Source organism: Sphingomonas sp. FW306-05-A (genome assembly GCF_058782275.1).
This window is the reverse complement of the sequence record NZ_JBYSXN010000001.1, coordinates 875,519-901,685: the sequence shown is the minus strand read 5'-3', so window position 1 is coordinate 901,685 and position 26,167 is coordinate 875,519. Positions and strand designations below refer to the sequence as shown.

At 64.6% G+C, this 26,167-nt stretch carries 25 protein-coding genes and 1 other RNA gene; 4 read left to right on the top strand and 22 right to left on the bottom strand.

Annotated elements, in window-relative coordinates; translation table 11 throughout:
- Positions 1 to 8: 8 nt before the first annotated feature.
- The 8 genes from AC3WJR_RS04210 to AC3WJR_RS04175 form a co-directional block, all read right to left on the bottom strand.
- Positions 9 to 803: a CheR family methyltransferase gene (locus tag AC3WJR_RS04210; protein ID WP_492724150.1), complete on the bottom strand. Its 795-nt coding sequence runs from the start codon at positions 801 to 803 to the stop codon at positions 9 to 11.
- 65 nt (positions 804 to 868) lie between these two features.
- Positions 869 to 1,933 (bottom strand): chemotaxis-specific protein-glutamate methyltransferase CheB, encoded by a 1,065-nt coding sequence (gene cheB, locus AC3WJR_RS04205; protein ID WP_492722535.1) that lies wholly within the window; start codon positions 1,931 to 1,933, stop codon positions 869 to 871.
- Between the two features lie 121 nt (positions 1,934 to 2,054).
- Positions 2,055 to 2,420, bottom strand: coding sequence for a response regulator (locus AC3WJR_RS04200; protein ID WP_354280235.1), 366 nt, complete (start codon positions 2,418 to 2,420; stop codon positions 2,055 to 2,057).
- A gap of 83 nt (positions 2,421 to 2,503) precedes the next feature.
- Entirely contained in the window at positions 2,504 to 2,929 is a 426-nt protein-coding gene (locus AC3WJR_RS04195; RefSeq protein ID WP_354280233.1) for a chemotaxis protein CheW, read from the bottom strand.
- Entirely contained in the window at positions 2,929 to 5,220 is a 2,292-nt protein-coding gene (locus tag AC3WJR_RS04190; RefSeq protein ID WP_492722533.1) for a chemotaxis protein CheA, read from the bottom strand. The genes AC3WJR_RS04195 and AC3WJR_RS04190 overlap by 1 nt, the downstream gene beginning before the upstream one ends.
- A 56-nt stretch (positions 5,221 to 5,276) precedes the next feature.
- Positions 5,277 to 5,921 carry a histidine phosphotransferase family protein gene (locus AC3WJR_RS04185; protein ID WP_354280229.1) on the bottom strand — a complete coding sequence of 215 codons (645 nt, stop codon included), beginning with the start codon at positions 5,919 to 5,921 and terminating at the stop codon, positions 5,277 to 5,279.
- A 233-nt stretch (positions 5,922 to 6,154) separates the two neighbouring features.
- On the bottom strand, positions 6,155 to 6,712 hold the full coding sequence (locus tag AC3WJR_RS04180; protein ID WP_492722531.1) for a lysozyme inhibitor LprI family protein: 558 nt from the start codon (positions 6,710 to 6,712) through the stop codon (positions 6,155 to 6,157).
- Positions 6,709 to 7,116 (bottom strand): M67 family metallopeptidase, encoded by a 408-nt coding sequence (locus AC3WJR_RS04175; protein ID WP_492722529.1) that lies wholly within the window; start codon positions 7,114 to 7,116, stop codon positions 6,709 to 6,711. The genes AC3WJR_RS04180 and AC3WJR_RS04175 overlap by 4 nt, the downstream gene beginning before the upstream one ends.
- 16 nt (positions 7,117 to 7,132) lie before the next feature.
- On the opposite strand from AC3WJR_RS04175, the gene AC3WJR_RS04170 reads away from it, so the two are divergent.
- The 3 genes from AC3WJR_RS04170 to mtgA all read left to right on the top strand — a co-directional run bounded on the left by AC3WJR_RS04170 (position 7,133) and on the right by mtgA (position 9,882).
- Positions 7,133 to 8,080 (top strand): RluA family pseudouridine synthase, encoded by a 948-nt coding sequence (locus AC3WJR_RS04170; RefSeq protein WP_354280223.1) that lies wholly within the window; start codon positions 7,133 to 7,135, stop codon positions 8,078 to 8,080.
- A 54-nt stretch (positions 8,081 to 8,134) separates the two neighbouring features.
- Positions 8,135 to 9,040: an RNA polymerase sigma factor RpoH gene (gene rpoH / locus AC3WJR_RS04165; protein WP_131529175.1), complete on the top strand. Its 906-nt coding sequence runs from the start codon at positions 8,135 to 8,137 to the stop codon at positions 9,038 to 9,040.
- Between the two features lie 71 nt (positions 9,041 to 9,111).
- On the top strand, positions 9,112 to 9,882 hold the full coding sequence (gene mtgA, locus AC3WJR_RS04160; protein ID WP_492722526.1) for a monofunctional biosynthetic peptidoglycan transglycosylase: 771 nt from the start codon (positions 9,112 to 9,114) through the stop codon (positions 9,880 to 9,882).
- Positions 9,883 to 9,936: 54 nt separating this feature from the next.
- On the opposite strand, the gene AC3WJR_RS04155 is transcribed toward mtgA, so the two are convergent.
- The 7 genes from AC3WJR_RS04155 to AC3WJR_RS04125 form a co-directional block, all read right to left on the bottom strand.
- Positions 9,937 to 10,260: a YbaB/EbfC family nucleoid-associated protein gene (locus AC3WJR_RS04155; RefSeq protein ID WP_492722524.1), complete on the bottom strand. Its 324-nt coding sequence runs from the start codon at positions 10,258 to 10,260 to the stop codon at positions 9,937 to 9,939.
- Positions 10,257 to 11,924 (bottom strand): DNA polymerase III subunit gamma/tau, encoded by a 1,668-nt coding sequence (locus tag AC3WJR_RS04150; RefSeq protein ID WP_492722522.1) that lies wholly within the window; start codon positions 11,922 to 11,924, stop codon positions 10,257 to 10,259. Before AC3WJR_RS04150 ends, AC3WJR_RS04155 begins: the two co-directional genes overlap by 4 nt.
- A gap of 136 nt (positions 11,925 to 12,060) precedes the next feature.
- Positions 12,061 to 12,158, bottom strand: an RNA gene (ffs, locus tag AC3WJR_RS04145) — signal recognition particle sRNA small type.
- 38 nt (positions 12,159 to 12,196) lie between these two features.
- The gene (locus tag AC3WJR_RS04140; RefSeq protein WP_492722520.1) at positions 12,197 to 12,415 is read right to left on the bottom strand and encodes a hypothetical protein; all 219 of its coding nucleotides are present in this window, start codon (positions 12,413 to 12,415) and stop codon (positions 12,197 to 12,199) included.
- A 45-nt stretch (positions 12,416 to 12,460) separates the two neighbouring features.
- Positions 12,461 to 12,793, bottom strand: coding sequence for a 2Fe-2S iron-sulfur cluster-binding protein (locus AC3WJR_RS04135; RefSeq protein ID WP_492722518.1), 333 nt, complete (start codon positions 12,791 to 12,793; stop codon positions 12,461 to 12,463).
- Positions 12,790 to 13,878 carry a cysteine desulfurase family protein gene (locus AC3WJR_RS04130; RefSeq protein ID WP_492722516.1) on the bottom strand — a complete coding sequence of 363 codons (1,089 nt, stop codon included), beginning with the start codon at positions 13,876 to 13,878 and terminating at the stop codon, positions 12,790 to 12,792. The genes AC3WJR_RS04135 and AC3WJR_RS04130 overlap by 4 nt, the downstream gene beginning before the upstream one ends.
- Positions 13,875 to 14,969 (bottom strand): cysteine desulfurase family protein, encoded by a 1,095-nt coding sequence (locus tag AC3WJR_RS04125; protein WP_492722514.1) that lies wholly within the window; start codon positions 14,967 to 14,969, stop codon positions 13,875 to 13,877. The genes AC3WJR_RS04130 and AC3WJR_RS04125 overlap by 4 nt, the downstream gene beginning before the upstream one ends.
- A 117-nt stretch (positions 14,970 to 15,086) precedes the next feature.
- On the opposite strand from AC3WJR_RS04125, the gene AC3WJR_RS04120 reads away from it, so the two are divergent.
- Complete coding sequence (locus AC3WJR_RS04120) at positions 15,087 to 15,743, top strand: alpha/beta hydrolase (protein WP_354280209.1); 657 nt, start codon at positions 15,087 to 15,089, stop codon at positions 15,741 to 15,743.
- A 47-nt stretch (positions 15,744 to 15,790) separates the two neighbouring features.
- Here the strand turns inward: AC3WJR_RS04120 and AC3WJR_RS04115 are convergent, their stop codons facing one another.
- From AC3WJR_RS04115 to AC3WJR_RS04085, 7 genes are all read right to left on the bottom strand, one after another.
- A complete protein-coding gene (locus AC3WJR_RS04115; RefSeq protein ID WP_492722512.1) occupies positions 15,791 to 16,423 on the bottom strand; it encodes a glutathione S-transferase family protein in 633 nt (210 codons plus the stop codon).
- 236 nt (positions 16,424 to 16,659) lie between these two features.
- The gene (gene recA, locus AC3WJR_RS04110; protein ID WP_354280205.1) at positions 16,660 to 17,763 is read right to left on the bottom strand and encodes a recombinase RecA; all 1,104 of its coding nucleotides are present in this window, start codon (positions 17,761 to 17,763) and stop codon (positions 16,660 to 16,662) included.
- A gap of 156 nt (positions 17,764 to 17,919) precedes the next feature.
- Entirely contained in the window at positions 17,920 to 18,930 is a 1,011-nt protein-coding gene (locus AC3WJR_RS04105; protein ID WP_492722510.1) for an SDR family oxidoreductase, read from the bottom strand.
- A gap of 119 nt (positions 18,931 to 19,049) precedes the next feature.
- Positions 19,050 to 19,403 (bottom strand): response regulator, encoded by a 354-nt coding sequence (locus AC3WJR_RS04100; RefSeq protein ID WP_354280202.1) that lies wholly within the window; start codon positions 19,401 to 19,403, stop codon positions 19,050 to 19,052.
- A 38-nt stretch (positions 19,404 to 19,441) separates the two neighbouring features.
- On the bottom strand, positions 19,442 to 21,868 hold the full coding sequence (locus tag AC3WJR_RS04095; RefSeq protein WP_492722507.1) for a hybrid sensor histidine kinase/response regulator: 2,427 nt from the start codon (positions 21,866 to 21,868) through the stop codon (positions 19,442 to 19,444).
- A gap of 128 nt (positions 21,869 to 21,996) precedes the next feature.
- Positions 21,997 to 24,060, bottom strand: a complete 2,064-nt coding sequence (locus tag AC3WJR_RS04090) for a M13 family metallopeptidase (RefSeq protein ID WP_492724148.1) — start codon at positions 24,058 to 24,060, stop codon at positions 21,997 to 21,999.
- Between the two features lie 25 nt (positions 24,061 to 24,085).
- Complete coding sequence (locus AC3WJR_RS04085; RefSeq protein WP_492722505.1) at positions 24,086 to 26,158, bottom strand: M13 family metallopeptidase; 2,073 nt, start codon at positions 26,156 to 26,158, stop codon at positions 24,086 to 24,088.
- Positions 26,159 to 26,167: the final 9 nt, after the last annotated feature.

Sequence of the window (26,167 nt, the reverse complement as noted above, 5' to 3'; positions counted from 1 at the left end):
AAACCCCGTCAGAGGGCGGGACGCACCGCTTCATAGAGCCCACGATACCGGGGACTTGGCCTGAATGCCTCGGTTTGCCCGATCACGGTTTCGCCCGCGCCGAGCACCAACAGCCCACCCGGCCGGACCACCGTGGCGAACCGGTCGAGCACGCGACGGCGCAATTCGGGGGGAAGGTACAGCAAGACGTTGCGGCACAGGATGACGTCGAATTTCCCCGCAGGCAGCGGATCGCCGACGAGGTTGATTCGCCGGAACGCGATCCGACGCACGAGTTCGGGCTTCGCGACCCAGTCTTCGCCCTGCTGGTCGAACCAGCGCATCATCCGACGAATCGGCAAGCCCCGCTGGATTTCGAAATGCGAATAGCGCCCCGCCCGCGCGCGGCAGAGCGCGGATTCGGAAACGTCGGTCGCGACGATGTCGGGCGGCAACGTCTCACCCTGCGCTTCCTGTTCCGCGAACAGCATCGCGAGCGACAGTGGCTCCTGCCCGACCGAGCAACCCGCCGACCAGATCCGAACACGCCGCTGCCCCTGCTCGGCACGAAGCACCCCGACGGCTTCGGCGACGAGTTCGATCACCGCGGTATCGCGAAAAAACGAACTTTCCTGATTGAGCAACGCATCGACGGCCTGGTCCGCGATCTCGGGCGAATGCCGCACCGCATCGACCAGATCGTCGAGCGTCGCGAGCTTGAGATCGCGGAGCAGCGGCTTGAGCGCGGTTTCGATCCGCCATTCGCGGTTGGCGGCAAGCTGCTGCCCGGTCCGCGTTTCGAGCAGGGTGTTCAGCGCGACCATCACGCTTTTACTATGGGATTGCACATCAGCCATTCGGGTCGGGGTACTTTCTGCAACGCTGATCATCACACACGACGACGATGCTGGACGATGAATTGACCGATTTCTTGTGGAGACAGGATCGCGCTGGCGTGGCCCGACGTCGCGATCGACCCGGGCATTCCCCACACGACCGAGCTTTCCCGGTCTTGCACGATAATGCTGCCGCCGCGTGCGATGACCGTGCGCGCGCCCTCGGATCCATCGCGGCCCATGCCGCTGAGCACGATCCCCAACGCCCGCGTGCCGTACACCTCGGCGATACTGTCGAACATGGGATCGACCGACGGCATGCAACTGCTCCGCGCGGGATCGCCGTTCAGCCGGATCGCACCGCCATCGGACGTGCGCACGACCCGTATGTGTGCGTCGCCGGGGGCGACGATGATCCGGCCCGGCCTGATCCGCATGTGGTCGGTCGCGACGTCGCACGGTCGCCCCGCCATCGCCGCAAGCTGTGCAGCAAAATACGGCATGAACGATGGGGGCAGATGTTGCGTCACCAGGATCGGTACCGAGAAGTCCGACGGCAGCCCGGTGAGCACCTGGCTGAGCGCGTGGATCCCGCCGGTGGATGCGCCGATCGCGATGATCTCGTAGCCGCCGGGGATTTCCGCCGGCGCTGCCACGCGGGGTTTGCGGGGGGCGACGGCTGACGGTTGCTCGTCCGCCGGTTGCTCATCACGCGCGATCAGACGTCGCAGCTTGTCGACCAGCGCGATCGAGAACTTGCCCGCAAAATTGCCGATATCAGGCTTGACCAACGTATCGGCGGCACCTTGGGCCAATGCCTCGATTGTTGCCGCCGCACCGTCACTGGCCACGGACGATACGATCAGGACCTTCGCCCCCCTGCCTGCCACGATCAGGTTGGGCAGTGCCACCAGGCCGGTCACGCCGGGCATTTCGATGTCGAGGACGATGATATCGACCTGTGTCTCGCGCAGGAAGCTCAACGCTGCACCGGCATTCGCCACCGCACCCTTGACCACAAAGTCGCCCCCCGCCTCGATCGCGCGCGAGATCATGGCTCGCGCGACGACCGAGTCGTCGACGATCAGTACGCTTGCAGAAGGATCACCTTCGGACATGCTGGGACTCGCAAGGGCGCAAGGAAATGGACCGTCGCCGTGGCGGGCGCGGAGCGATGGAACGGACGAACCGGAGGCCTGACCGGGATACGCTGGACAAGCCATCCCGGGTCGGCCGTCGTCAGGCCATACCGACGATCTGCAACTTGCTTTCCAGCGTTTCGCGGTCGAACGGCTTCATGACATATTCGTCCGCGCCAGCCTCGATCGCCGCGCGAATGTGCGCCATGCCGTTCTCGGTCGTACAGAACACGACCTTGGGACGCGACGGAATGTTGCTGTCGCGGAGCGCGCGCAAGAAATCCATGCCGCTCATCACCGGCATGTTCCAGTCCAGCAGAATGACGTCGGGCGCGGATGCGAGGCACGCGGTCAACGCCTCACGGCCATCGCCCGCCTCGCTGACCTGGAAATTGAGAGTCTCCAGAATATGGCGCGCGACCTTGCGGATCACTTTCGAATCATCGACGACGAGGCAGGTCTTCATGAAGTCTTCCCATTGGAATGCTTGTTCGGAGCTTGCCCGAAATGCGTAAGCGTCACGTTAATACTGGCTGTTGAAAGGCGTCGTCATGCCGCCGCGGCGACACTTGGGATCAGCGCATTCAACTCGATCGCGAGGATCGGCTCGCCATCGCGCTCGATGATCCCCCGACCGACGCGCAACCATCCGCTGTCGAGCGCGACACCGGCAGACAAGGGGCTGAGATCGAAAGCGGCGACATCCTCGAGCGCATCGACCAGCATCGCATAATGATGTCCGTCGACGATGGTGATGACGGCGCGCATCGCGGTCCCGTCCCCTTCGGGCAGTCCCAGCGCGACGCGAGTCTCGATCACGGTGACGACCCGGCTGCGCAATGCCGCGAGTCCGCGGACGTGCCGTTCGCTGCGCGGGACGGGGATGATCGCCCCGATGTCGACGACCGACTCCACCTGCGACGATTCGATCGCAACCGTGCGACCGGCGATTTGCGCGATCAGGAACAACGGCATCAGCGGCCTCCTGCCGTCTTGGCGAGGGCCGCAAGCAGGCCCGGGCGGTCGTATCGGAAGATGCTGCCGTCGATCCCGTCGCTGTCGACATCGCGCCGCAGGCGGACGACCGGCGCGGCGCGCGATGACGCCGCGTCCTCGCTGTCCATCGTCACGATGACGCCAGCCGTCTCGCCTGGCCGCAGCGTCGTGGTCACGCGGTAACCGGCCGCCTCCAGCACGGGGCGGAGGAACGTCGTCAGCCACGCCGAATCGGCCCCTTCCAGCAGGCACAGGGGTGCGTCCGCCGCAGCGTTCGGATCGGCATGGGTCGAGAACAGCCAATGCAGGTCGATCACTTCGATCTGCGCACCATCGATCGCGACCACGCCGGCGATCGGGCCGCTGTCGTGCGCCGGAACGAGCGTATCGGGCAGTTCGACGATGTCGAGTGCCTCGTCGATCGCATATCCCAGTTCGACCGATCCGTCGCGCAAGCGCAGGACCGATACGCTCGTCTTGCCCTCCCACATGCCGAGTGCGACGAGCGGGATGATCGCGCCATCGACCGACAGGCGCAGCCGCCCCGCGGCATGGCGTATCGCGCTGGCAGGGACTGGCTCGACACGGTCGATCACCGACAGCGGGACGATCCGGCGGACGCCGTCGAGGTCGTCGAACAGCAGCGCCTGTACCCCCGGCGTGGCCGCAGCAGCGTCGTCCTCGGTGACGATCTCGCGCGTGAAGACCAGTCCGGCAAGCTGGGCGATCCCTGCGCAATCGAGCATCAGCATTGGCAAGCCGCTGTCGGGCAACGTCTGCCCTGCGTAGATGTTGGTCGCCATCACCGCCGGCGCGGCGGGCTTGATCACCAGTTCCTCGTGATCGAGCACGGTATCGACGGCGAGCGCATAGGACCCGCCCGACACCCCCACGATCACCAGCATCGCGGGGTCGCGCTGACCGAATCCGAGCAGGTTGCCGAGATCGACCAGTGGCATCCGACGATCGCGCACGGTTGCCATCAGCGTATCGCCAAGCCGGTCGATCCGGATCGACTCCGCCCCGACCCGCACGATTTCCTCGATCGTCTGGCGCGAGATCGCAAAACGCTGATCGCGCACCCCGACACCGATCGTCGACATGATCGACAGGGTCAGCGGGACATGGATTGAAATCCGCAGGCCCTTGCCGGGTGTATTGGCCAGTTCGATGCGACCACCGATCTGCTCGACGTTGGCACGGACCACGTCCATTCCGACGCCCCGCCCCGAGATCCCGGTGACGACGTCCTTGGTCGAAAGCCCGGGTTCGAACACCAGTTCAAGCCGAGCCTGTTCGCTCATCGCGCGCAACGCGCTCTCGGTTCGCAACCCTGCGGCGACGACCTTCTCGCACAGCCGGGCAGTGTCGATCCCGCGCCCGTCGTCCGCGATCTCGATCACGATCTGGTTGCCCGACTGCCGCGCGGCGACGCTCAGCCATCCGGCCTCGCGCTTGCCCGCGCGGCGGCGGTCGACCGGCCCCTCGAGGCCGTGATCGATCGAATTGCGGATGAGGTGGACCAGCGGGTCGCGCATCATCTCGATCATCTCGCGATCGAGCTCGACGTCGCTACCCTCGATATGCAGCGCAACCGTCTTGCCGAGCTCCGCCGCGGTATCGCGGACCATCCGCGGCAGTGCAGAGAACAGCGCCTCGATCTTCTGCATCCGCGTCCGCGTGACGGTATCGCGCATTTCGGCGACAGTCAGCGACAGACGCTCGAGCGCAGCCTCGATCGTCGGATCGACCCCTTCGTCGCGCATCCGTCGCGCCAGTTCGTTCCGTGCGAGCACCATGTCGGACATGCCGCTCATCATCCGGTCGAGCAGATCGACGTTCAGGCGCACGCTGCGGGTGGGTGCACGCAATATTGGTGCGGCGCTGGTGACGATCGCCTCTGAACCGGTGTCGAGTGCGGCGATCAGCAGATCCTCGCCGGTATCGTCGAGCGCATGGCCCGCATCGATCGCCTCGACGATCTCGCCGACACGGTCGACGATCGCGAGGACGGCGTTGACCAGCCGCGTGTCGGGTGTCCGTTCACCCGAACGGACCGCCGCCAACACGTCTTCCGCGGCATGGCTCAACCGCGCAAGGCGCGGCAGATCGAGAAAGCCGCAGCTACCCTTTACGGTATGGACGAAGCGAAAGATCGCATCGAGCCGCTCGCGGTCGGCGGGGGCGGATTCCCACGCGACGATCTCGCCCGACAGCGCCTCGAGCGTCTCGCGGGTCTCAGCAATAAATTCCTGTAACAGATCGTCCATGGGTCCCCACCGTTACGGCACGGGCCTGCATGGCGTCCCATTGGTTAAGGCGTGGTTTAAGCCGCCTTGAAAGCAACGCCGAACACAAGGATCGCATCATCCGGCGGCGAGATTTGCACGGTGCCCCCGCCCTCTGCGACGAGCGCATGGACCAGATGTGCCGCCGCCGCGCGGGGCGTGAGCGTCGCGTCGCCGCTTGTTCCCGTCAGGGCAGCCCGCATTTCCGCGTCGAGCACGATCCGCAGGCCCGCCGCGCGTACGACGATCTCGACCTGCCCGTCGGTGCTTTCCGCACCCACATCGAGCTGTCCGCCGCGTACCAGCGCGTCACCTGCAATCAGCGCCAGGTTGAGCAGCACCTTGATCGCCGGCTTGGGCAGGGTCGCATCCTCGACCAGCCAGCCGAGCTTTACCTTGTGCCCGTCGCCGAACAGCCCCTCGATCGCCGCACGCGCCTCGCGCGAATCGACCGACTCGCCGAAACCACCCGCTGCCCCGAACGCGAGGCGGAAAAACTTCAGCTTGTTCGCCGATGCCTTCGCGCTGTCCGCCAGCAGTTCCAGGCATCGCGCGCGCATTTCGGGGTCATGTTCGTCAGCGAGCAATTCCAGCCCGTTGTTCAGTGCACCTACGGGACTGAGCAGATCATGGCACAGGCGCGAGCACAGCAGGCTGGCGAAATCGGTCGGGCTAATGGTCAACGCTTGGGCTCCACTTTGCGCAATCTTTGGCGCAGCACGCAACGTGCCGCAAGCAGCACGTCGGCGGCGACTTAACCCGATCGCGCGGCAATGTCGCCCCCTCAAGCATTGCCGCACAGATGCTGTGAGTCGAACAGTTGCCATTGCTCGCCAGTCCGAAGGTTTCGTACCGCATACTGGCGGCCACGGTCATCGCCGGGCGGGCAATGCCGGGGAATGGACACAAGGCATACTTAGGCGCGGTCCCTGAGACGCGATCGTGCAATCGGCCTCTCCAGGTCGTACGATACCTGGTGAACCCCGTTGGCAAACGTGATGCTGGTTCCGGTCTGGTCCCGTGGCCCGCTCGCCCCGAGCCGCGGTCCAATCTGCGTGATCGTCGTCACTTCGCATTGTCCGACCCGCGAAACGCGCCGACGCAGATACCGATCAATCCGTTCGCGTTCTCTCCACAAGGCGGCCGTCCGATCGTCGTACGACGCCGTCATGCACGCCTCGTCGGCACAGGCATCGCGCTGCACCAACCAGGCGCGCTGGGTACGGATCACTGCCGCCCGCATGGTCGGGGGCGCAGATCGGATGGCGCCGGCGTACACCGTATTCAGGTACCGATCCTGTCGCGCCAGATCATCGTTGCCGCAGATCAGCCGTTCTGCGCGCGTTGTCGTGCGCGTGCAGTCGAACCCCGCACCGCGTGGACTGCCGGTGGACGGCTCCTCCCTACTGGATGCGACCGGAACAGCCGAAACGGCTACAGCAGCCATCATGCCTAACAGCAGCGCCTTGGTCATCCCATCACCGTCAGCGCTACCGGTTCAAAAGTCGTGGTGCCTTCGCCTGCCGGGACGGCACGCCACCCTCCGACCAGATCCCCAGCGACGATCAGCCATACCTTGCCATCCGCCGCGGCGCGGGCGGCATCCGTTGCCGACGGTCGAACGTCACCGCTGGGATGGGAGTGCCAATATCCGAGCAACGGTGCCCCTCCCCCGCGTTCGGCCCGCAAGGCAGCGAACAACGCCGCAGGATCGACTTCGAAGGTACGTCGTGGATCGGCAGCGACATTGGCGCAGGCGGCAAGGTCCGTGATCCGGTCCGGCGTCCCGAAGACCAGACCGCACACCTCGACATCTGGGGTGGCTTTTGCCGCGTCGCACAATCTCTTCCGCAACGCGCTTGAAATTTCCAGCGCCATTCCCAGATTCTATCGCATGGACCGGGGGGTTTCCACCATTGAAGCGCGTACTGCCGACGAAGCCGGGCTGAGGCTGGATCGCGCGCTTGCGGATGCGCTGCCGACGATCTCGCGCGAACGGCTCAAGGCACTCATCTCCAGCGGGCAAGTGACCGACGAAACCGGCACGCTGCGGCGCGACCCTTCGAGCAAGGCAGTGCCGGGCGGATTGTACCGCGTCGTGGTTCCCGATCCGACACCCGCGCACAACGAAGCGCAGGATATCGCGCTGACCGTGGTGTATGAAGACGAGCATCTGATCGTCATCGACAAACAGGCCGGACTGGTCGTCCATCCCGCAGCAGGCAATCTCGACGGGACGCTCGTCAACGCGCTGCTCCATCATTGCGGCGGCAGCCTGTCTGGCATCGGCGGCGTCGCCCGACCGGGGATCGTCCACCGGATCGACAAGGACACGTCGGGCCTGATGGTCGCGGCGAAGACCGATCGCGCGCATGTCGGGCTCGCCAAGCAGTTTGCCGCACATTCGATCGATCGACGCTACAAGGCGATCGTGTCCGGGCGCCCTGCGCCGCCTGCCGGATCGGTCGATGCGCCGCTCGCGCGCAGTCCGCAAAACCGCAAGAAGATCGCCATCGTGCAGGGCGGCAAGCGCGCGGTAACGCATTATTCCACCATCGAACGATTGCGGGAAGCCGCACTGGTCGAGTGCCGGCTGGAGACGGGCCGGACGCATCAGGTTCGCGTCCATATGGCATCGCTTGGCCATCCCTTGCTAGGTGACCCGGTTTACGGTAGAACAAAGCAAGCTCACAAACGCGATCTGGAAACCTTGGGTTTCCATCGACAGGCGTTGCACGCTGCCCGTTTGGGGTTCATTCATCCAATCAAAAGTAACGCTTTGGCGTTCGATAGCGAAATGCCTGCCGACATGCAGGAACTGTTCGATACATTGCTAGTATAGGTTTCGGCCGCTGCGCCTTGCGCGCGACCGGCCTGTGACAAGGAGGATACGACCATGGCAGCCCGCAGTAACGTCCCCGCGACGATCCCCGCCCTCGGCGGCGAGGCGAGCCTCAACCGCTATCTGTCCGAGATCAAGAAATTCCCGATCCTCGCGCCCGAGCAGGAATATATGCTCGCCAAACGCTTCGAGGAGCATGGCGACACCGATGCCGCCGCGCAGCTGGTCACCTCGCATCTGCGGCTCGTGGCGAAAATCGCCATGGGCTATCGTGGCTACGGCCTGCCGGTCAGCGAGCTGATTTCGGAAGGCAACATCGGGCTGATGCAGGGCGTCAAGAAATTCGAGGCCGATCGTGGCTTCCGCCTTGCGACCTATGCGATGTGGTGGATCCGTGCCTCGATCCAGGAATTCATCCTGCGCTCGTGGAGCCTCGTCAAGATGGGCACCACCGCCGCGCAGAAGAAGCTGTTCTTCAACCTGCGGCGGATGAAATCCAAGCTCGACGCGTTCGAAGACGGCGATCTTTCCCCGGAACACCTCGCCAAGATCGCCAAGGATCTCGGCGTGACCGAAGCCGAGGTCACCAGCATGAACCGTCGCATGGCGATGGGCGGCGATACGTCGCTCAACGTTCCGATGCGCGAAGACGGCGAAGGCCAGTGGCAGGACTGGTTGCAGGACGACTCGCCCTTGCAGGACACCGTCGTCGCGGAAGCGCAGGAAGCCGACGTGCGCCATGACATGCTGACGGCAGCGATGGATGACCTCAACGAACGCGAGAAGTTCATCCTGACCGAGCGTCGGCTGACCGACGAGCCCAAGACGCTCGAGGAACTCAGCCAGGTTTACGGCGTATCGCGCGAGCGCGTTCGTCAGATCGAGGTACGTGCGTTCGAGAAGCTGCAGAAGGCGATGATGCGGATCGCCGGTGACAAGAGGATGCTCGTCGCCGCCTGATCGGCTGTTGGTATGTCCGGATCGGGTCGGTGCGCTGGACAGCGCCGATCTGATCGCCCTACAGCGGTGGGATGGCCCGCCGAAAGACCTCCGCTGCATCCCATTCTCGCGGCGGACAGCGCCGAGCGCCAGTGCGGCGACCAGGCGGATCCGGAAGCGGGAGCGGTTTACGCCGCTTCTTTGGCTGGATCATCAAAGGCGTACTGGCCTTTGTCATCCTCTCTGTCGCTATCGTCGGTCTTTATCGGTTCGTACCCCCGCCGATCACGTTGACGATGGTCGGTGATGCTTTGGCCGGACACGGGATCGACAAATCCTGGATGCCGCTTTCGCGGATCGATCCGAACATGGCGCGCGCCGCCATAGCGGGCGAAGATTCGCGTTTCTGTTCACACAACGGCTTCGACATGCACGCGATCGAAACCGCCTATGCGCGCAACGCCCGCGGCGGACGGATCCGCGGCGGATCGACGATCAGCCAGCAGACTGCGAAAAACGTCTTTCTAATCCAAAGCGGTGGCTATCCGCGCAAGGCGCTCGAGGCGTATTTCACGCTGCTGATCGAGACGCTGTGGGGCAAGCGCCGGATCATGGAAGTGTATCTGAACGTCGCTGAGACGGGGATCGGCACTTACGGCGTGAACGCCGGGGCAAAACGGTATTTCGGGCATGATGCCTCGCACCTGACGCCGAGCGAGGCGGGCCGGATGGCCGCCGTATTCCCGCAACCCAAGAAGCGCGCTGCCATCGCGCCCAGCGGTTTCACGCGCCGCCACGGCAATGCCATCACGCGCCGGGTCGGCGTCGTGCGCAACGATGGTCTGGATGCGTGCCTGCGCTAAAGCGGCACGCATCGACCGGCCCAAATGCCGGGTCATACGACCCGGCCCACATACTCAGAACGGCAGCTTGAAGCCCGGGGGCAGCGGAATGCCGCTGGTCATCTTGGCCATTTCCTCGCCCGATTTCGTATCGGCCTTCGCCTTGGCGTCGTTGAACGCGGCCACGACGAGATCCTCGAGCATCTGCTTCTCGCTCGGCTGAAGCAGCGTTTCGTCAATCGTGATGCCGATGATTCGGCCTTTGGCCGACGCCTTGACCTTGACCAGCCCGCCGCCTGCCGCGCCTTCGACCTCGATCTTGTCGAGCCCGTCCTGCGCCTTGGACAGCTCCGCCTGGACGTTCTGCGCCATCGCCATGATGTCTTCGATGCTGTTCATGCACTCTTGCTCCGTTGTGCCGCCAACAGGCGGTCGATTTCGCTTTCGGGAAGGCTTGCGTCGGGGAACGCTTCAAGCGCCGCAACGATCACCGGCGTCGCCAGAATTTCCGCCTTGAACGCCTCGCGTCGTGCGGCTTCGGCCTCACGCAGCGTGGGGGCGCCGACGGTGGGCGCGGTCGAGATGCGCCACATTCGCCCGGTGATTCGCTTGAGCGTTCCACCAAGTTCCGCGATCAGGTCGCTTGGCAGGGGGCGCGCGGAACTTACAATGATCTCGACATCGGCGATGCTGATCAAGCTGACGTGATGCACCACGCGCGACGCGAGCGCGAGTTCGCCCGCATTCTCGAGTACCGTTACGATCGCCTCGATCGACTGCGGCAACGCCGCTGCGACGGGTTCGCTCGGCGCGGGCGGCGGGGCCACGGGCGTGGGGGTGACCGGCGGCGCACCGTTCTGGATCATCCGCGCCAGTTCACCCGGATCGGGGAGTGTCGATGCATGAACCAGGCGCAGCAACGCCATCTCGCACGCCTCGATCGGTAGCGCGGCGCGGCCGACTTCCTCATGCCCCTTGAGCAGCAATTGCCACAGGCGGTGCAACGCCGCGAACGACAGGCTCGCGCCCCATGTCTCCAGCGCTGTACGTTCCTCGGTCGCCTGCCCGGGTTCCGCGGAGGCACCGAGCTTCACGAGCGTCGTTGCATGGACTGTCTCCAGCAGGCCGCGCAGCACGCCCAACGGATCGACCCCCAGGTCATACTGCCGTCGCAACGCCGCCAGCGCGCCAAGCGCGTCGCCCGCGAGCAGCAGCGCCATCATGTCGCGGATCGCACCCCGGTCGGACAGGCCGAGCATGTCGCGCACTGTGGCGGCGTTGACTTGCCCCCCCTCCATGTCGGCATGCGCGATCGCCTGATCGAGGATCGACAGCCCGTCGCGTGCAGAACCTTCCGCCGCGCGCGCGATCAGCCCGAGCGCCTCTGGCTCAGCCGAAACACCTTCCGCCTCGACCACGCGCGCGAAATGATCCGCCAGTTTCTCAGCAGGGATTCGCCGCAAGTCGAACCGCTGGCAGCGTGACAGCACCGTCACCGGCACCTTGTTGACCTCGGTCGTTGCGAGCACAAACTTCACGCCCTCGGCGGGCTCCTCCAGCGTCTTGAGCAACGCGTTGAACGCGTTCTTCGACAACATGTGGACCTCGTCGATGATGTAGATCTTGTAGCGTGCCACGAACGCGGTCATCCGCGACGCGTCGATCACCGCACGCATGTCGTCGACGCCGGTATGGCTCGCCGCGTCCATTTCGATCACGTCGATATGGCGACCCTCGGCGATCCCGACGCACGGCTCGCACACGCCGCACGGATCGATGGTCGGACCGCCCTGCCCGTCCGGTCCGATGCAGTTGAGCGCCTTCGCCAGCAAACGCGCGGTCGACGTCTTGCCGACACCGCGCACGCCGGTCAGCAGGAACGCATGGGCAAGGCGTTGCCGACGGATGGCATTCCCCAGCGTCGTCACCATCGCGTCTTGCCCGATCAACTCAGCAAAGGTCTGCGGACGGTATTTACGCGCAAGGACGCGGTACGCATCTTTCGATGCCGTCGATGGTGGAGCGCCGAGATCGAACGCGGGAGGATCTGAAGAGTCGGACATTGCCGCCTGTCTAGCGCGAGCCGACCACGAAGTCGAAGGCTTGGTTCGCGCAGCAGGGACAGATGAGATCGAGTACCATTCCTTGGGAGCGAACCTAGGTCAACGGCACGTCAACTGGCCGGAGCATCGCGCGGGAATCGGTAGGAGCCGGAACGACCCGTGGCGAAATCGTTGTGGCTGCTGCCTTCCGGCCCTGACCAAGTTGGCGACGACCACGTCCGCCCGACTCCCGCGCTGCATATGGCGGGGTCGGGCGAAGGGATCAAGAGGGCTTAGCGGCGAACGGTCCGGCAGATACGGACACGACGCTGGTTGCGCCGTTCCATGCGGCAGACCTTGCGCGTACGATAGGACGGGCGATGCCGATCGGTGTGGACAGTCCGCGAGACGACGCGGTCATGGCGGTCCTGCCGCATCTGGGCGCTGGCGGCGGTGGGCGCGAGCGCGCTTGCTGCGATGAGGCCAGCTGAAAGCAAAGCGATGAATTTCATGGGTAATTCCTCCGTGCGTACGTAAATGGCACGGAGGCGTAATGATCATCGCCGCTGCATGTTCCGTGATTCCGGTGGGATAGCGACAGTTAATTGGTTAATGTTGGCGGTAAGCATGATCTGGCACGCGAGCCGACTGGTCCTTGTCGCGCCCGTCGCGAGATCCAGCATGTCTTCTTCTTCGGCGCTTGCCGGAGGCAACAGCGCGAAGTCTGCGGCAGCGACGATGACATGACACGTCGAACACGCCATCTGGCCTTCGCAGGTCCCCTCGAGCGGCTGGCCAGCCGCCTGCGCGACGTTCAGCAGGCAGTCGCCAACGTCCGCCGTGACTTCGCATACACGGCCGTCGCGCTCGACGAACCGGACGCGCGTCATGCCGCGATCCGTTGCGAAGCGGACGCTGCCACGATTCGATCGATTGCTTCGGTCAGGTCATGCCCTCCTGTATATCGGCCGAAGCCGATGCGAATGCTCGATCGCGCCTGCGCCTCGCTCAGGCCAATGGCGCGAAGGACATGGCTCGACCGCCCCGATCCACTTGCACAGGCCGACCCCGCCGAAAAGGCGACATCGCGCAGATCGGACATCAACCGTGCGACGTCCAGGCCGTCGCGTCGGATGTTGAGATTGCCTTCGTAACGCGGGTCAAGTGCGCCGTTGATGGTCCACCCTGCCAAACGATCGACCGCAGCGTGGAACAAGGTCGAGGCATGGGCGCGATCGGTTTCGCGGCATTGCGCCATCAAACCGGCGGCAGCACCGAATCCTGCGCACAAGGCAGGCGACAGCGTACCCGACCGCCCCAGCGCTTCCTGTCCCCCGCCATGCAGCAGCGGGGAGAGTCGAACGCCGTTGCGCACCCACAGCGCCCCGATCCCCTTGGGGCCGTGGACCTTGTGCGCCGACACCGCGACGAGATCACATTCGGGCGGGATCGCGACCCGGCCATAGCCCTGCACCGCGTCGCACAGGAACAGCGCACCCGCCGCATGCGCGAGATCAGCGAGCGCGGCGATTGGCTGGATCACGCCGATCTCGTTGTTGACCAGCATCGCCGCGACCAGCCCAGTTCCTGGCGTGATGGCCGCACGCGCGATCTCCAGGTCGACCAGACCGTCGGGCCCCACCGGCAGCACCGTGACCTTCCGCCCCTGTGCCGCGATCGCCGCTACGGTGTCGAGAACCGCGGCATGTTCGGTCGCGAGCGTCACGATCGGCCCGGTCGTTCCCTGGATCGCCCAATTGAGCGCCTCGGTCGCGCCACTGGTGAAAGCGATCTGCCCTCCCCCATCGAACAGCGCCGCGACTGCGGCGCGCGCGACTTCGACCGCCGCCTTTGCCCTGCGCCCCGGAGCGTGCGGCGAATGCGGGTTGGCGTGCTGGTCCCGCAGCCACGGCAGCATCGCGTCAAGCGCTTCGGGGGCAAGCGGTGTCGTCGCCTGATAGTCGAGATAGATCATGCCGCCCCCAACAGGTCGTTGGCGCGCGCCGTCCGGGCGATCTTGCGCCATTCGGCCACGAACCGGTCGATGTCGGCGGCGGTCGTCGTGCGCCCGAAACTGACGCGGATGACCTCGCGGGACGTATCGCTGTCCCAGCCCATCGCGCCGAGCACGTGGCTGGGCTTCATGCTGCCGGACGAACAGGCGCTGCCCGCCGAGACCGCGATCCCCGCCATGTCGAATCGAATCAACTGAGTCGCGGCGGCGAGCCCCGGCATCCGGTACGCCCCGATCGCGGGATGCCGGTCTGCGTCGCCAGCTACGATTTCACCACCCGACCGCGCGATCGCATCGTCGAGTCGCAAGCGCAGCGACACCATCTCCGCCAGGTCCTCAGGTTCTCCGAGGGCAGCGGCATACCCCATCGCGCCGGGTACGTTCTCGGTCCCCCCACGGTAACCGCGTTCCTGGCCGCCGGTCGGCGTAAGCGTTGCCAGGTCGCGCACGAACAGGGCACCGATCCCGGGTGGCCCGCCGCGTTTGTGAGCCGAGACCGCGACGAAGTCGGCATGGTCGACGACCTCCCGATCCGCCCCCGGCGGCATTTGCGCCGCATCCACCAGCAGCAGCCCTCCCGCCGCCCGGACGATGTCCGCGATTGCCGCGATCGGTTGCCGCACGCCTGTTTCGCTATTGGCATATTGCACACCAACCAGCGCAGCTTCACCGTCGATCACTGACGAGAGCGCCGCCAGATCGATCAACCCCGACGAGTCGACCGGAACGACCGCGGCATCCGGAGCCGCGCGAATCACTGCATCATGCTCGACCGAGGATATCACGCGTCTCGGCGGGATCGCGCGTTGCAGCGGGATCGCCAGTGCCTCGCTCGCACCGCTGGTGAAGAGCGTCTCGCCCCCCCAACCATAAGCATCCGCCACCGCTCGGCGCGCCTGTTCCAGCGCAGATCGCGCGGCGCGCCCCTCGGCATGGGGCGACGACGGGTTCGCCCATGTCGCCATCGCGCGTGTCATCGCGTCCCGCGCCGCGGGGATAATCGGCGTCGTCGCGGCATGGTCGAGGTAGAGGCGATCGGGCAGGAACGGCATCAGTTCGGGGGACTCGCTGCAATCATTGCGCAGACGTGCGCCATCATTGTATAGCGCACAACTCTTCGCGCGGCCCAACGGGGCGTGCTTCCCCGCTATTTCTTGTCAGCAGGTCCGATGCCAGAAGTTATTTTCCCCGGCCCAGACGGTCGTCTCGAAGGCCGTTTCGTTCCCGCATCGCGCCCGCGGGCGCCCGTCGCGATGATCCTCCACCCGCATCCGCAGGCTGGTGGCACGATGAACAACCACATCGTGATGGAACTCTACAAGACGTTCCAGCGCCGTGGGTTTGCGACCCTGCGCTTCAATTTTCGCGGCGTTGGCAAGAGCCAGGGTACGTTTGACAACGGCGTCGGCGAACTGTCCGACGCGGCGAGCGCGCTCGACTGGGTCCAGAGCTTTCACCCGGAAGCGCAGACCACGTGGATCGCAGGCGTCAGCTTCGGCGCATGGATCGGCATGCAGTTGCTGATGCGCCGTCCGGAGATCCGCGGCTTCATCTCGGTCGCGCCGCCTGCCAACATGTATGACTTCACCTTCCTGGCACCCTGCCCGGCGAGCGGGATCATCATCCAGGGCGAGGCCGACGAGGTCGCAACCCCGGCGGCGACGCAGAAGCTCGTCGACAAGCTGCGCACGCAGAAGCACATCACGATCAATCACGACACGATCCCCAAGGCGAACCATTTCTTCGAACATGAAATGCCGCAACTGATGGGGTCGGTGGACAAGTATCTCGACATGCGGCTCGACCCGAACTCGCCAATCCGCTGACATCCGGTCCGCCTTCCCCGCGTTCGCGCAGGGAAGGCGGAGCGTTTTCAGGCGTAAGCGTAAGGTCCGCCCTTGGCGAGCGCCGCCTGATAGGCCGGACGCGCGTGGATCTTGTCGAGCCATGCGATCGTCGCGGGCCGCGACTCGTCCAGCCCTGCGCGGCTGCGCGCCGCTTCGAGCGGGAAGCTCATCATGACGTCGGCTGCGCTGATCGAGTCGCCGGCAAACCATGGACGGCTGGCGAGCTCGCTTTCGACATAATCGAGATGGACGTCGATCATCGGTTGAACGCGCTTGGCCGCGGTCTTGCCGAGCACCGGAATGCGGTTGAGCACGAGCAGCAACAACAGCGGCGGCATCATCGACCCTTCGGCATAATGCAGATACTGGCGATAGCGCAGCGTGGCTTCGCGGTGTGCAGGAGGTCCCATGCGGCCATCGGCCAGCTCGACGATATAATCGACGATCGCACCGGTCTCGATCACTACATGGCCCGCCGCGCGGTCCTCCAGCACGGGCGATTTGCCGAGCGGATGGACCCTCTTGAGTTCGGGCGGCGCGAGCATCGTCGCCTTGTCGCGCTCGTAGCGAACGATCTCATACGGCAGCCCCAGCTCCTCCAGCAGCCACAGGATCCGTTGCGAGCGGGAGTTTTCCAGATGATGGACAATGAGCGACATAAACGTCTCCGTACAAGCGCGACCGGGTCCCGCCGCAGCGGTGGAAGGTCGCAGGAAAGTCGCACCAGCTTACCCAATGTGGGGATTGGCTACCATTCCAAACCATGAAGGGCCCACCATTGCTGGCGGGCCCTCCCAGGGTGTTCGACGGCAAGATCGGCCGTCCCGTATTGCAGGAACACGATGCGCACGCCGTGTTCCCTGTCCCGCCCGCCGGATGGCGGCCGGAGCGAACCTCACATCTCGTCGTCGCCTTCGATGTCATCGTCAGCTTCGGGTCCGACCATCATTTCCTCGGCAACCTTGTCGGTCCGCGAACGGATCGCCTTTTCGAGGCGGTCGCTCATCTCGACATTGTTCTTGAGGAAGGTCTTCGCATTCTCGCGACCCTGCCCGATGCGAACACTGTCATAGGAGAACCAGGCGCCAGACTTCTCGACCAGCCCGGCCTTGACGCCAAGATCGAGAATTTCCCCGATCTTGGACACGCCCTGCCCGTACATGATGTCGAATTCGACCTGCTTGAACGGCGGCGCGACCTTGTTCTTGACGACCTTGACGCGCGTGGCGTTGCCGACGATCTCTTCGCGATCCTTGATCTGACCGGTGCGACGGATATCCAGCCGGACCGACGCGTAGAACTTCAACGCATTGCCGCCCGTCGTCGTCTCGGGGTTACCGTACATCACGCCGATCTTCATGCGCAGCTGGTTGATGAAGATCACCATGCACCGCGAACGGCTGATCGAACCGGTCAACTTGCGCAGCGACTGCGACATCAGTCGCGCCTGGAGACCGACGTGGCTGTCGCCCATCTCGCCCTCGATTTCGGCGCGCGGAACGAGCGCCGCAACTGAGTCGACCACGAGCACATCGATCGCGTTCGATCGCACCAGCGTATCGACGATCTCAAGCGCCTGCTCACCCGTATCCGGCTGCGACACGATCAGTTCGTCGATGTTGACGCCAAGCTTCTTGGCATAGACCGGGTCGAGCGCATGCTCGGCATCGACGAACGCCGCGGTGCCCCCCGTCTTCTGCGCTTCGGCAATGACGTGCAACGCAAGCGTCGTCTTGCCCGAGCTTTCCGGCCCGTAGATCTCGATCACGCGGCCGCGCGGCAGACCGCCCACGCCGAGCGCGATGTCGAGCCCGAGCGAGCCGGTCGAGATCACCTCGACCTGCATCGTCTGCTTCGAGCCCAGCTTCATCGCCGAGCCCTTGCCGAATGCACGATCGATCTGCGCCAGCGCAGCTTCGAGTGCCTTGGCGCGCTCTGCGCTCGCCTTATCCGTAGATGCCGCCATTTTGCTGTCGATCACTTTCAACGAAACCGCCATTGGAAGCCTCCCGCTAGACCGAACGCCCATCGCGTTCAATGCATGGTGGCTATGTACTATGTTTGTTCACTAAGAACAAGAGGCGAACGGCGTTCGCTTCGGGTCTGGCCGGACGTGTTCCGGCGGCATGATGACATGCCGCCGAAAACCCGCACGTCAGGGAAGGCCGTTGCCACCTGCGGCACCGTACACATGTCCGGTGGTATAACCCGATCCGTTTTCCGCGAGCAGAACATAAATGCCTGCGAGTTCGCCCGGCTGGCCGGGCCGCCCGGCGGGCGTATCGCCGCCGAACATCTCGAGTTTCTCCATCGTCGCGCCGCCCGAGACCTGCAGCGGTGTCCAGATCGGGCCGGGCGCGACGCCGTTGACGCGGATCCCCTTGGGTGCAAGCTGCTTGGCGAGGCTGCGGACGTAGTTGCTCGTCGCCGCCTTGGTCATCGCATAGTCATACAGGTCCTTCGACGGGTCGGTCGCCTGCTCCGACGTCGTTGCGATGATAACTGACCCTGGCTGAAGGTGCGGAAGCGCGGCTTTGGTCGTCCAGAACGGCGCGTAGATGTTGGTCTTGATCGTCCAGTCGAACTGCTCGCTGGAGATATCCAGGATCGAGGCATGGGTCTGTTGCCGTGCCGCGTTGTTGACCAGAATGTCCAGGCTACCCAGCTGCTTGACCGCATCGTCCACCAGCTTCTTGCAGAATGCCTCACTGCGCAGGTCGCCCGGCAGCGCGACGCCCTTGCGTCCTGCCGCCCGGATCAGATCGATCACCTCGCGTGCATCCGCCTCTTCGTCGGGAAGAAAGTTGATCGCGACGTCAGCGCCCTCGCGCGCATAGGCAATCGCCGCCGCACGACCCATGCCGGAATCGCCGCCGGTGATCAGCGCCTTACGGCCAGCAAGCCGCCCGGATCCACGGTAGCTCGTCTCGCCATGATCGGGCCGCGGCGTCATCTTGGAGGCGAGCCCGGGCCACGGCTGGCTTTGCCGCTGGAACGGCGGCTTGGGCCCTGCAGTGCGCGGGTCCTTCAGCCCGCTCTGGGGGGCGCCCTGCCCCGGAGCCTGTGGCTTGGCGAACGCAGGTGCTGCCGCGCTGGCGGCGGCCATGCCCAAGGCGGCACCGCCAACCATCGTACGCCGTGAAATTCCGTCTTCGTGATTGGCCATCGTCAGTTTCCGTTCTGCAAGGATGATGCAGCAGAAACCAACGGCAGGTCACACGGTTCAGCGCGTTCGCGCCTTTGTTTCCGTGATCTCAATCAGGGTAGACGGTTCACCGCGGCCAATCAGCCGAGCGAGTCCAGTGCCTTGGCAACGCCGTCCATTGTGAACGGCTTGGGCAGTGTGGGACGGTCCGCCCAGGCGTCGCCGACGCTATCGTGTGATCCACCCGTCGCAAAAACGAACGGGATGTTGCGCGCGGCCAGCGCTTCGGCGATCGGGAAGCTCTTCTCACCGCCCCGCAGATTGACATCGAGGATCGCAGCGTCGATCCCGCCGGCGTCGACCAGTTCGAGCGCGGACCCAACGGTATCCGCGCTGCCAGCGAGCGACTTGCCAAGGACGTCGAGGAAATCCTCGATCATCATGGCGATCAGGGGCTCGTCCTCAACGACGAGAATGGATTGTGGAGAACTCATCCCGCCGCCTCTACTGCAGCGCGAAGGGCCGCGCTATCTCATTTTGTTCCTAACACCTCACGCGTCGCCTCTGCAAGCTCCTGCACTGAAAAGGGTTTTGCCAGAAACGAAACGTTATCCAAATTAATCGACTTGCGCAGCGTTTCCTCGGCGTAGCCGGACATGAAGAGAATCGGCAGATCGGGATATTGTGCGCGTGCGTGACGGACCATCGTAGGACCGTCCATCAACGGCATCATCACGTCCGAAATCAACAGATCTGGGCGCGGGTTTGCCGCGAGCAATTCGAGGGCGGCCTCGCCATTCTCCGCGGTCAGGACCGTGTACCCCTGACGACTGAGCGCGCGCTCGGCGACCGCGCGGACCATATCCTCGTCCTCGACCAGCAGGATCGTCCCCGTCCCCCACAGGTCCACCGGCTTCTCGCGCGCGACGGCGCGGGGCGGTGGCGGCGGTTCGGTCAGCGCACCCTCGGTATAGACCGGCAAATAGATCGTGAAGATCGCCCCGTGCGGGGCGCGACCGGGACCATGCGTCCCCATGTCCTTGCGGTTGTCCGCGAAAATGTAGCCGCCCGACTGTTTGACGATACCGTACACCGTCGACAGACCGAGGCCTGTCCCCTTGCCGACCTCCTTGGTGGTGAAAAACGGCTCGAAGATCTTGGGCAGGATTTCGGGGGGAATGCCGCCGCCGGTATCGCCGATCTCCAGCACCGAATAGTCCGCCGGCGGCAGGATATCCGACCCGAGCTTGCGGACATCGGCGGCGGTCACGGCGTAGGTCTGGATCGACAAGGTTCCCGCACCGCGCGGATCATGCGTCATCATCGCGTCGCGTGCATTGACCGCAAGGTTCACCACCACTTGCTCGAGCTGCCCCGGATCTGCGCGGACCGGACTGAGGTTGCGTCCGTGCTTGACCGTCAGCGTCACGGTTTCGCCCAGCAGGCGCTTGAGCAGGTTCGACACTTCGGAAATGACGTCGGGCAGCTGCAACACCTGTGGGCGGAGCGTCTGCTGGCGCGAGAAGGCGAGCAACTGGCGGGTCAGACTGGCGGCGCGATTCGAATTGGCGCGGATCTGCTGGATGTCGTCATAGTCGCTGTCGCCGGGCGAATGGCGCATCAGCATCAGGTCGCAATGGCCGATGATCGCGGTCAGAATGTTGTTGAAATCGTGCGCGACGCCACCCGCGAGCTGCCCCACCGCCTGCATCTTGGTCGCCTGCGCGACCTCGCGCTTGAGCCGGGTTTCCTCGCTATTGTCCTTGAGGCTGAGCAACACCGCCGCCTCCCCCAGCCCGCGCGCGCCTGCGATCGACAGGGCGACGGGCTCGTCCGGATGGTCCTTCAGCCGTACCGCGAGATCCGTGGTATGCGTCGCGCCCCCCGCGAAACGACGGATCGCGTCCGCCACCACGCCCTTGTCCTCGCGCACCAGCAAGTCGCCGGGATACAGCGGCGGGCTGAGCGGATCGACGGAGGCCGCCCGCGAGAACGCATCGTTCATCTGCAGGAAGCGCCCGTCCGCGCCGATCAATGCGACCCCGAACGGCATCAGCGAAACCAGGCTCTTGATGTGGGCGCTGGCACTTTCGCCGATCGCGGGATGGCTGCCATCCTCCTCGTCGATCAGCGCGACCAGCATCGGCGCATCCTCACCGTCGAGGAACGGGATCTGCAAAACGCGGAGCGGGTTGCTCGTAAGGCCTTCGCGTTCGAAGCGGGCCATGCCGTGCGAATCGGTAATCAGGAAGCGTGCAAAATCGCGACCGAAGATGTCGCTGTCGCCCTCCCCCATCGCGCGCGCGCGGAGCACGCGGTTGGCGGAGCGGATGCGGCCATCGGGGTTGATCAGCGCCGCCATGATTCCCGCGCTGCCCAGCCGGTCGCCGGTCGGTCCGGAAATCAGCGTCTCCATCGTCCGCGCGAGATCCATGCCCTCGTTCCCGCGGAACCGCCAGACCAGCAGGTTGCCGTCCTCGCCTGCGCGCGCGACGTCGGCCGTCAGCACGGTGCCATGGACGACCAGTCGTGCCGCACTCGCAGCGCCGTCCCGCCATGCCGCACGTCCCGCTGCGCTCAGCCGCTCGACACCGCTCGCGTCGAACGGCAGACCGGGCGGCGTTGGGAAGCCAAGGAAGATCGCTTCGTACCGGTCGTTCGCACACACCAGGCGACCCGCCCGATCCGTTACCGCGATCGCATCCGCACTGCTCTCAGCCAGCGCGCGCGCCACGCTCCAGTCGGGCTCGGTCGTGACGAGCGTGGTCGCCGGGAACAGGCGCCGGAACACCAACAGGGCACTGCTCAGCACGAGCGTCGTCGCCAGGAAGGTCGCCGCAAGCGGGATGCTGCCCACCACCCACAGGATGATCATCGCCGCAACGATACCGAACCCGCCCGCGATCAGCAGGGCGAAGCGGGCGGGCTTGTCGTTGGTCGATGTCGGTACGCTTGCCATAAGACCTCGTGTCGAAGCCTCGAGATGAAGCGTCAAGACTTTAGCGGAGTCGCACGCCGATCACCGAACCAGCGTGGCTCCCCTCGCCCCTTCGCAGTCATGCCGAGGGGGCGAGGGTAACACCGGCTTTACCAGATGCGTACGCGTTGTTCGGGCGTCAGGTACAGTTTCTGTCCCGCTTTCGGATCGAACGCGGCATACCACGGGTCGAGGTTGCGGACGACCCACGCGCGCTGTTCCGACGGGCTGTGCGGATCGGTGACGAGTCGCTGCTTGAGGTTCGCCTCGCGGTAGTTGCGCCGCCAGACCTGCGCCCAGCCGAGATAGAAGCGCTGGTCGCCGGTGAACCCGCCCAGCGTCGGTGCGGGGCGGTTGCCGAGCGCGTGATGATAGGCATCATAGGCCACCGTCAGCCCCGCCAGATCAGCGACATTCTCGCCGAGTGTCAACGCACCCTTCACGTGAACGCCGGGGAGCGGCTCGTACGCGTCATATTCCTTGACCAGCGCATCGGTGCGCCCCTTGAACGCCGCGACATCCGCAGGCGTCCACCAGTCGGTGAGCTCGCCCTTGGCGTTATACTTGGCGCCTTGGTCATCGAAATGGTGGCTCAGTTCGTGCCCGATCACCGCGCCGATCCCGCCGTAATTGACCGCATCGTCGGCATTGGGATCGAAGAACGGCGGTTGCAGGATCGCCGCGGGGAAGACGATCTCGACCATGCCGAAATTGGCATAGGCGTTTACTTCCATCGGGGTCATTCCCCATTCCCAGCGCTGGAGCGGCTTGCCGAGATGGCCGACGTTATACGCCTGCTGCCACTGGTTCGCGCGCCACATATTGCCATAGGCGTCGCCGGCCGCGATCTTCAGCCCGGCATAATCCTTCCACTGCGATGGATAGCCGATCTTGGGGGTGAAAGCCGCGAGCTTGGCGTGGGCCTTGACCTTGGTTTCGGGTGCCATCCAGTCGAGCTTGTCGATCCGCCGATCCATCGCTGCGATCACGTTCTTGACGAGCGTGTCCGCCGCAGCCTTCGTCTCGGGCGGGAAGTATTTGGCAACGTAGAGCTTGCTGACTTCGTCATCCAGCGCACCGGTGGTGAACTGGACCGCGCGCTTCCAGCGGGCTTCCTGCTCGGGCGTGCCGGACAATTGCGTGCCGTAGAAGGCGAAATGCTCGTCATCGAACGTCTTCGGCAGCACGTCGGCATAAGTATCGAGCGACCGCAGGATCAGATGATCCTGCAACACGCTGATTGGTGCCGCGGCCACCAGTCTGGCAATCCCCGCCACCGCGGTTGGCTGGGCGACGAGCACGCTTGAGACGTTTGCGCCGATGCCCTTGAAGTACGTCGGGAACGCAAAACCGGGTGCCGACTTGACGAGATCCGTGACGGCCAGCTTGTTGTAGGTCTTGGTCGCATCACGGCTGTCGATGCGGGTCCAGTGGACCTTGGCGATCTCGGTCTCGAACGCCACCAGTGCCGCAGCGCGAGCAGCCGCGTTGGACTCGCCCGCAAGGGTCAGCATCTTGGCGATATGCGCCTGGTATGCGGTCTTCTTGTCGGCGAAGCTCTGCTCGAGGTAGTAATCGCGGTCAGGCATTCCGAGCCCCGACTGCGCGACCGACAGGGCGTAGATCTCGGGCTGCTTGTCGTCCTGCCCGACATAGGAACCGAACGGACCGCTGATCCCGGCCTTGGTCGCTTCCGCGAGCAGCGCGGGATAGCCGGCCTTCGTCTTCAGCGCCTTGATCTTGCCAAGCCAAGGCTGGATTGGCGCAAGCCCCTTGGCGTCGATTGCTGGACGATCGAGGAAGGTGGCATAAGCGGTGCCGATCTTGGAGTTCTGGTCCCGCGCGACGCCGTCCAGAATCGTCCGGGTCCGCGACTCCGACAGATCGGCCAGCAGATTGAACGCGCCGTAATTCGACTTGTCCGCCGGAATTCGCGTCGTCCGCGCCCAGGTGCCGTTAGCAAAGGCGTAGAAATTGTCCCCCGGCGCGACCGAGCGATCCATCCCCGGTTCGTCGAACCCGAAACTGCCGAATTGCGGTTTGCCCTTGGCAGGGACCGAAGCTGTCGCGTCCGCCTTGGCAGGCGCAGGTGCGGTTTGGGCAATGCTGCCGGTCGCGATCGCGACCGCCAGCGCCCCGACCGAAGCCAGGGCAAGACTGTAGATAGGCTTCATCATGCTTTCCTAGTTTCGAGACTCGTTACCAAACGCGAACACGGTCGGCGGGCGCGAGATACATCGTGTCGCCGGGCTTGGCGCCGAAGGCCTTATACCACGCATCGACGTTGCGCACTTCGGCGGTGCGGAACGGCCCCGGCGAATGCGGATCGCTCAACAATTGCGAGCGCAGCGCGGGCTCACGGAACTTGATCCGCCAGACCTGTGCGTACCCCAGGTAGAAGCGCTGGTCGCCAGTCAGCCCGCCGATCACCGGCGCAGGCTTGCCGTTGAGCGAACGGTGATACGCGTCATAAGCGACCGCCAGCCCCGCCAGATCCGCCATGTTCTCGCCCAGCGTCAATCCGCCCTGGATATGCTGGCCGGGGATCGGCTCATACGCATCATATTGCTTCACCAGTCTGTCGGTCAGCGCGGTGAAGCGCTTTACGTCCTCGGGCGTCCACCATTCGGTGAGCTTGCCGGTCGAATCGAACTTGCGGCCCTGATCGTCAAAATGATGGCTGAGTTCGTGCCCGATCACCACGCCGATGCCGCCGTAATTGACCGCCGGATCCGCCTTTGCGTCGAAGAACGGTGGCTGCAGGATCGCCGCCGGGAAGACGATCTCGTTCATCGTCGGGTTGGCGTAGGCGTTGATCGTCATCGGGGTCATGCCCCATTCGGTGCGATCGATCGGACCACCGAGCTTGTTCAGGTCGCGCTGATATTCGAACGCGTTCGCGGCCGCGACATTGGCGACGAGATCGCTTCGGCCGACGTTGAGCGCGCTGTAGTCGCGCCACTTCGACGGATAACCGATCTTGGGCGTGAACGACGCGAGCTTCTGGTGCGCCTTGACCTTGGTTTCCGGCGCCATCCACTCGAGCTTGTCGAGCCGCTGGCCCATTGCAGCGATCACATTCTTGACGAGCTGATCGGCTGCACTCTTGCTTTCGGGCGGGAAATATTGCGCGACATATTGCTGGCCGACGTCTTCGCCCAGCGCACCGCCGACAACCGCGACCCCACGCTTCCAGCGGGGCTGCTGCTGCGGCGCACCCGACAGGACGGTGCCGTAGAAAGCGAAGTTCGCCTGATCGAACTGCTTGGACAGATAGGGCGCATAGGTGCGCAGAAGCTTGAGCGTCAGATAGTCCTTGAGCACCGGCAACGGCGTCTGCTGGAACAATTGCGCCTCAGCCGCGATCGCGCTCGGTTGCCCGACGATATAGGCCGGCTGCTGTGCGACGCCGAGGGCGGTTTGATATTCGGCCCAGGGGAAGCCCGGTGCCTTCGCCGCGAAGTCCGCAGCGGCCCATTTGTTGTACCGCTTGTCCGCGTCACGCGACATGATCCGGGTCCAGTGACCGGTCGCGATCTGCGTCTCGAACGCGACGATCGCGGCAGCGCGCGCCTCGGCGTTCGGTTCGCCGATCATCCCCAGCATCTTTGCAAGATACGCCTGATAGGCAGTCTTGGTCTCGACCAGCTTGGGATCGGTCTTGAGGTAATAATCGCGGTCCGGCAGGCCCAAGCCCGACTGACCAGTGCTGACGATGTAGTTGGTCGGGGCCTTGGCATCGAGGCTCACGCCGACACCGAACATTCCGCCCACGCCAAGCCGCTGGAGCTTCGCCATTTCAACCGCGAGCGCAGTCTTGTCCTTGGCGGCCTTAATCTGCGCGATCCACGGCTGGATCGGGGTCGCGCCCTTCGCTTCGATCGCCGCCTCGTCCATGTAGCTCGCGTACATGTCGCCGCTCTTGTTCCCCGGCGTCTTCATCGCGGTTTCGAGGATCCCGCGGGTCCGCTTGGTCGACAGGTCCTGCAGCACGTTGAACATACCGAACGCGGCACGGTCCTCGGGGATCGCGGTGTTGCGCGCCCAGGTACCGCCGGCATATTCCGCGAAATTGTCCCCCGGCTTCACGGTCTTGTCCATCCCCGCAAGATCGAGCCCAAACGCGCCATAGGTCGGCTTGCCCGGAACGGCAGCTGTCGGAGCAGACGTCTTCTCGGGCGATTTCGGTGCGGGCGCAGCGGTCTGCGCATAGGTCGTGCCGGCGAGTGCGGCGGTAGCAAACAAGGATGCAACAAGGTGCGAACTACGCATGTAAGGCCC

Coding starts and splice junctions, on each gene's coding strand:
- AC3WJR_RS04200 (WP_354280235.1), bottom strand. CDS start 2,420: ATGAAGACCTGCCTCGTCGTCGATGATTCGAAAGTGATCCGCAAGGTC.
- AC3WJR_RS04100 (WP_354280202.1), bottom strand. CDS start 19,403: ATGAGTTCTCCACAATCCATTCTCGTCGTTGAGGACGAGCCCCTGATC.
- AC3WJR_RS04135 (WP_492722518.1), bottom strand. CDS start 12,793: ATGACGCGCGTCCGGTTCGTCGAGCGCGACGGCCGTGTATGCGAAGTC.
- AC3WJR_RS04085 (WP_492722505.1), bottom strand. CDS start 26,158: ATGCGTAGTTCGCACCTTGTTGCATCCTTGTTTGCTACCGCCGCACTC.
- AC3WJR_RS04195 (WP_354280233.1), bottom strand. CDS start 2,929: ATGCCGTTGTTCCTGATCGCGCAAATCGCCGGTCGCACGGTTGCGATC.
- AC3WJR_RS04095 (WP_492722507.1), bottom strand. CDS start 21,868: ATGGCAAGCGTACCGACATCGACCAACGACAAGCCCGCCCGCTTCGCC.
- recA (WP_354280205.1), bottom strand. CDS start 17,763: ATGGCGGTTTCGTTGAAAGTGATCGACAGCAAAATGGCGGCATCTACG.
- rpoH (WP_131529175.1), top strand. CDS start 8,135: ATGGCAGCCCGCAGTAACGTCCCCGCGACGATCCCCGCCCTCGGCGGC.
- AC3WJR_RS04115 (WP_492722512.1), bottom strand. CDS start 16,423: ATGTCGCTCATTGTCCATCATCTGGAAAACTCCCGCTCGCAACGGATC.
- cheB (WP_492722535.1), bottom strand. CDS start 1,933: ATGTCCGAAGGTGATCCTTCTGCAAGCGTACTGATCGTCGACGACTCG.
- AC3WJR_RS04130 (WP_492722516.1), bottom strand. CDS start 13,878: ATGATCTATCTCGACTATCAGGCGACGACACCGCTTGCCCCCGAAGCG.
- AC3WJR_RS04180 (WP_492722531.1), bottom strand. CDS start 6,712: ATGACCAAGGCGCTGCTGTTAGGCATGATGGCTGCTGTAGCCGTTTCG.
- AC3WJR_RS04210 (WP_492724150.1), bottom strand. CDS start 803: ATGGTCGCGCTGAACACCCTGCTCGAAACGCGGACCGGGCAGCAGCTT.
- AC3WJR_RS04125 (WP_492722514.1), bottom strand. CDS start 14,969: ATGCCGTTCCTGCCCGATCGCCTCTACCTCGACCATGCCGCGACGACG.
- AC3WJR_RS04105 (WP_492722510.1), bottom strand. CDS start 18,930: ATGGCCAATCACGAAGACGGAATTTCACGGCGTACGATGGTTGGCGGT.
- AC3WJR_RS04175 (WP_492722529.1), bottom strand. CDS start 7,116: ATGGCGCTGGAAATTTCAAGCGCGTTGCGGAAGAGATTGTGCGACGCG.
- mtgA (WP_492722526.1), top strand. CDS start 9,112: ATGGCCCGCCGAAAGACCTCCGCTGCATCCCATTCTCGCGGCGGACAG.
- AC3WJR_RS04120 (WP_354280209.1), top strand. CDS start 15,087: ATGCCAGAAGTTATTTTCCCCGGCCCAGACGGTCGTCTCGAAGGCCGT.
- AC3WJR_RS04150 (WP_492722522.1), bottom strand. CDS start 11,924: ATGTCCGACTCTTCAGATCCTCCCGCGTTCGATCTCGGCGCTCCACCA.
- AC3WJR_RS04190 (WP_492722533.1), bottom strand. CDS start 5,220: ATGGACGATCTGTTACAGGAATTTATTGCTGAGACCCGCGAGACGCTC.
- AC3WJR_RS04090 (WP_492724148.1), bottom strand. CDS start 24,060: ATGAAGCCTATCTACAGTCTTGCCCTGGCTTCGGTCGGGGCGCTGGCG.
- AC3WJR_RS04140 (WP_492722520.1), bottom strand. CDS start 12,415: ATGAAATTCATCGCTTTGCTTTCAGCTGGCCTCATCGCAGCAAGCGCG.
- AC3WJR_RS04155 (WP_492722524.1), bottom strand. CDS start 10,260: ATGAACAGCATCGAAGACATCATGGCGATGGCGCAGAACGTCCAGGCG.
- AC3WJR_RS04170 (WP_354280223.1), top strand. CDS start 7,133: ATGGACCGGGGGGTTTCCACCATTGAAGCGCGTACTGCCGACGAAGCC.